At 52.2% G+C, this 4,272-nt stretch carries 7 protein-coding genes; all 7 read left to right on the plus strand.

Going from position 1 to position 4,272, the window contains the following annotated elements; all coding sequences use genetic code 11:
- The first annotated feature begins 53 nt into the window (after window positions 1-53).
- The gene (locus tag ACTHUM_RS10560) at window positions 54-332 is read left to right on the plus strand and encodes an STAS domain-containing protein (RefSeq protein WP_036493932.1); all 279 of its coding nucleotides are present in this window, start codon (window positions 54-56) and stop codon (window positions 330-332) included.
- Entirely contained in the window at window positions 329-1,156 is an 828-nt protein-coding gene (locus ACTHUM_RS10565; RefSeq protein ID WP_049335811.1) for an MlaA family lipoprotein, read from the plus strand. The genes ACTHUM_RS10560 and ACTHUM_RS10565 overlap by 4 nt, the downstream gene beginning before the upstream one ends.
- Window positions 1,157-1,270: 114 nt before the next feature.
- Window positions 1,271-1,633, plus strand: coding sequence for a hypothetical protein (locus ACTHUM_RS10570; protein WP_003681812.1), 363 nt, complete (start codon window positions 1,271-1,273; stop codon window positions 1,631-1,633).
- The gene (locus tag ACTHUM_RS10575) at window positions 1,633-2,016 is read left to right on the plus strand and encodes an acyl-CoA thioesterase (RefSeq protein ID WP_107848611.1); all 384 of its coding nucleotides are present in this window, start codon (window positions 1,633-1,635) and stop codon (window positions 2,014-2,016) included. The genes ACTHUM_RS10570 and ACTHUM_RS10575 overlap by 1 nt, the downstream gene beginning before the upstream one ends.
- Window positions 2,013-2,501: a peroxiredoxin family protein gene (locus ACTHUM_RS10580; protein WP_101755758.1), complete on the plus strand. Its 489-nt coding sequence runs from the start codon at window positions 2,013-2,015 to the stop codon at window positions 2,499-2,501. The genes ACTHUM_RS10575 and ACTHUM_RS10580 overlap by 4 nt, the downstream gene beginning before the upstream one ends.
- A 143-nt stretch (window positions 2,502-2,644) precedes the next feature.
- On the plus strand, window positions 2,645-3,799 hold the full coding sequence (gene obgE / locus ACTHUM_RS10585) for a GTPase ObgE (protein WP_108699895.1): 1,155 nt from the start codon (window positions 2,645-2,647) through the stop codon (window positions 3,797-3,799).
- 39 nt (window positions 3,800-3,838) lie between these two features.
- A partial coding sequence (locus ACTHUM_RS10590; protein WP_440402864.1) for a restriction endonuclease occupies window positions 3,839-4,272 on the plus strand: 434 nt, incomplete at its 3' end.

Below are 4,272 nucleotides of genomic sequence, written 5' to 3' on the forward strand. Positions count from 1 at the left end.
CACCATGCCGCCTGATGTTCAGACGGCATGGTGCCTTACATCATAAAGACACCATGCAAACAGAAATCCGCAACGGCACGCTCTACATCAGCGGCGACGTTACCGTCAAAACCCTGACTGCCTCCGCCTTTGCGCGCTACGAACAACAATGCCGTCTGAAAGAAACAGACAGTATAGACTTCAGCCAAGTAGGCAAAGCAGATTCAGCCTGCGTTTCCCTGCTGCTCAACGCTCTGCGCCGGACAGACAAAAAACCGACCATTCAAAACATTCCCGATTCCGTCCGCGCACTGGCCGAACTTTACGAAATCAAAGACTGGTTGCAATCATGAAAAAAACCACCGCTTCACTCTGCCTCCTCATCAGCATAGCCTCCGCTCCCGCACTTGCCGAACGCAATCCAGCCGACCCTTACGAAGGCTACAACCGTACCGTTTCCAAGTTCAACGACAAAGCAGACAAATACGTCCTTTCCCCTGTCGCACGCGGTTATCGCAAAATAACGCCCAAACCGGTGCGTACCGGCGTGATCAACTTCTTCAACAACCTGCGCGATGTCGTCAGCTTCGGCAGCAATGTACTGCGCCTTGACGTCAAACGCGCCAGCGAAGACCTCGTCCGCGTCGGCATCAACACCACCTTCGGCCTTGGCGGTTTAATCGACGTAGCCGGTGCAGGCGGTGTGCCCAGCAATAAAAACACCCTCGGCGATACCTTCGCCTCATGGGGCTGGAAAAACAGCAACTACTTCGTTGTCCCCCTACTCGGCCCGTCTACCGTACGCGATACCGTCGGCAACGCCGTCACCACCGTCTATCCGGTTAAAAATGCCGTCTTCCACACCAGAGCAGGACGCTGGGGCACAATCGGCCTGCAAGCCATCAACACCCGTGAAGAACTGCTCGACCTGACCGACAGCCTCGAAGGTGCAGCCATCGACAAATACAGCTACACACGCGACCTTTACATGAAAGTCCGCACCCAACAAACCGGCGGCACGCTCCCTCAAAGCGAAGACGACAACATCGACATTGATGACTTAGTGGACAGCAATGCCACTTCCGAACCGGTAACAGCCCCTCAAACCGCTCCGGCAGAAATTCCCGATACAGCCAATCCCCAAACCCTGTATCAAACACCATCAGAAAACCTCTGATTGTTCCCAAAAATAAAGGCCGTCTGAAATTCAGACGGCCTTTATCCCCCAAAAGATAGCCAGTCCACCACCTTTGCTATATCATTCAACTATACAGAAACCAAGGAAAACACCATGTACGAAGTCAACCGCAGCGTCTTCCTGCTTATCCCCCTCGATCCATTTTGGAACTGGCTGAAATCCCTGCCCGGCAATCACCTAGACGGCCTGACACTGGAAGACATTCAAGCCGATGCCAATTCCTACCTCGTTCGCCCATGCGAAACTGCCGACGAAGTATGGGACGAAATCGAAGCGCGTTTTGAAGATATTTTTGCTGCCGAATTGGCCGACTGGTGCGAAGACGAAAGCGAATGGCCGGATTTGGATGCCGACATTTTCAACGAATGGTTCGATATCCAACTCTCCACCGTGATTACCGACCTCGAACACGAACCAATCGCACGCGAAGAGTTCCAACCCATCAATCTCAACTGATGAAACTGACCGTCCGCAACTACCATCTCGACGGCTACGGCCACGTCAACAATGCGCGCTATCTCGAATTTCTCGAAGAAGCGCGCTGGACGTTTTTTCAAGAGCATGACCTTCTGTCCGAACTCGAAGGCATCATGCTCGTTGTTGCACGCGTCGATATCCGCTATCGCCGCCCGTCGCTTGAAGGCGATGTTTTAACCTTCACAGGCCGTCTGAAAGACATCGGCACACGCCACATCATCCTCAGCCAAACCGCAACCCTGCCCAACGGCAAAGCTGCCATCGAAGCCGAAGTTACCCTTATGCCCGTCAGCAGCGAAAGCGGCCACAGCATCAGCGTTCCCCAAACCTTAGCACACGCAATTCAAAACCTCGAATCATGAAAAAAATACTCACACTCCTTGTCATTGCCACGATTGGCGCGCTTCTTACCTTCGTCCTTATCCCCAGCAACAAAGCCGCCCCTGATTTCGCCCTGCCCGACCTGCAAGGCAAAACCATTACCAACGCCGATTTGAAAGACAAAGTTACCCTCATTAACTTCTGGTTTCCCTCCTGCCCCGGCTGCGTGAGCGAGATGCCTAAAATCATCAAAACCGCCCAAGACTATCAAGGCAAAAATTTCCAAGTCCTCGGCATTGCCCAGCCCATCGATCCTATCGAAAGCGTCCATCAGTACGTCAAAGAATACGGCCTTCCCTTCACCGTCATGTACGATGCCGACAAAACTGCCGCAAAAGCCTTTGGTACACAGGTTTACCCGACTTCCGTCCTGATCGACAAAAACGGCAACATCCTTAAAACCTACGTTGGCGAACCCAATTTCACCCAACTCTACCAAGAAATCGACCAAGCCCTCGCCCAATAAATCCAAGGCCGTCTGAAACCATATTTCAGACGGCCTAAAACCGAAATATCCTTTATAATAAGCAACATTTTATCCGTTCAGACACCAAGCTCCTCTATTAACAAAGGCCGTCTGAAACAACCGAATACCCATAAGAGAACATCATGAAATTTATCGACGAAGCAAAAATCGAAGTCGCCGCAGGCAAAGGCGGTAATGGCGCAACCAGTTTCCGCCGCGAAAAATTCGTACCCCGCGGCGGCCCTGACGGCGGCGACGGCGGCAAAGGCGGCAGCGTTTGGGCAGAAGCCGACGAAAACACCAACACCCTCGTCGAATACCGCTTCGTCAAACGCTACCAAGCCAAAAACGGCGAAAAAGGCCACGGCTCCGACCGCTATGGCGCAGGTGCGGACGACATCGTCCTCAAAATGCCCGTCGGCACCCTTATCCGCGACCTCGATACAGACGAAATCGTTGCCGACCTCACTCACCACGGCCAGCGCGTCTGCCTCGCCAAAGGCGGCAAAGGCGGCTTGGGCAACATCCACTTCAAATCCTCCGTCAACCGCGCGCCCAAACAATCCACGCCCGGCGAAGAAGGCGAAACCCGTTCCCTGCAACTCGAGCTTAAAGTCCTCGCCGACGTCGGCTTGTTAGGCATGCCCAACGCCGGTAAATCCACCCTGATTACCGCCGTATCCGCCGCACGCCCCAAAATCGCCAACTACCCCTTTACCACCCTGCATCCGAATTTAGGCGTCGTGCGCATCGACGAAAACCACAGCTTTGTCATGGCCGATATCCCCGGCCTGATTGAAGGCGCGGCAGAAGGTGCAGGCCTCGGCCACCGCTTTCTCAAACACCTATCGCGCACCGGCCTGCTGTTGCACGTCGTCGATTTGGCGCCCTTCGACGAAACCGTCAACCCTGCTGAAGAAGCCCTAGCCATCATCAACGAATTGCGCAAATACGATGAAGAACTTTACGGCAAACCGCGCTGGCTGGTGCTGAACAAACTCGACATGCTCGACGAAGAAGAAGCCCAAGCACGCACCGCCTCCTTCCTCGAAGCCATCGGCTGGGATTACCCCAAACCAGACGACCGCTTCCAATTCGACATGGAAACCCCGCGCCTCTTCCAAATCAGCGCCCTGACCCATCAAGGCACACAGGAATTGGTACACCAAATCAACCAATACCTAACCGAGAAAAAACGCATCGAAACTGAAAAAGCCGAAGCGGAGCAGGCTGCGGCAAAAGCCGAAATTGCCGAGCAGCAGCCTAAAACGGATACAGGCGTATTTAAGCCGGAGTAAAAAATTTCAGACGGCCTTTTTAATAAAATGGAGAGTCGCATGTCTTCCAACTCTTTTTCTTTACAAGAAAACGATATTATTAAACGTTCAGAATTACATGACCAATACGGTGGCAATAGACAAAGTGGCATTGCTGCTTCGGCAAAAACGCCCAATATCTTCCTCTTTACTCACCCAGAAAAAGGCGAAGACCACGGCTATTATGATCGCTGGGATGAGAAGGGAACCACCCTGTTTTATTGTGGCGAAGGACAACGTGGTGATCAGCGTATGATCAATGGGAATAAAGCTCTCTTGGAACATAAACAGACAGGAAAAGCCATCCGTGTTTTTGCTAATGACACACTAAATGCTCATGTCCGATACATCGGTGAATTTACATTAGATGAGCATCAGCCTTATATAGTTAAAAAAGCACATGCAACTAATAATGGCCCAGAACGAAACGTATTTGAATTTTGCTTGCACAAAAA

It is taken from the genome of Neisseria sp. P0021.S006, assembly GCF_051956895.1.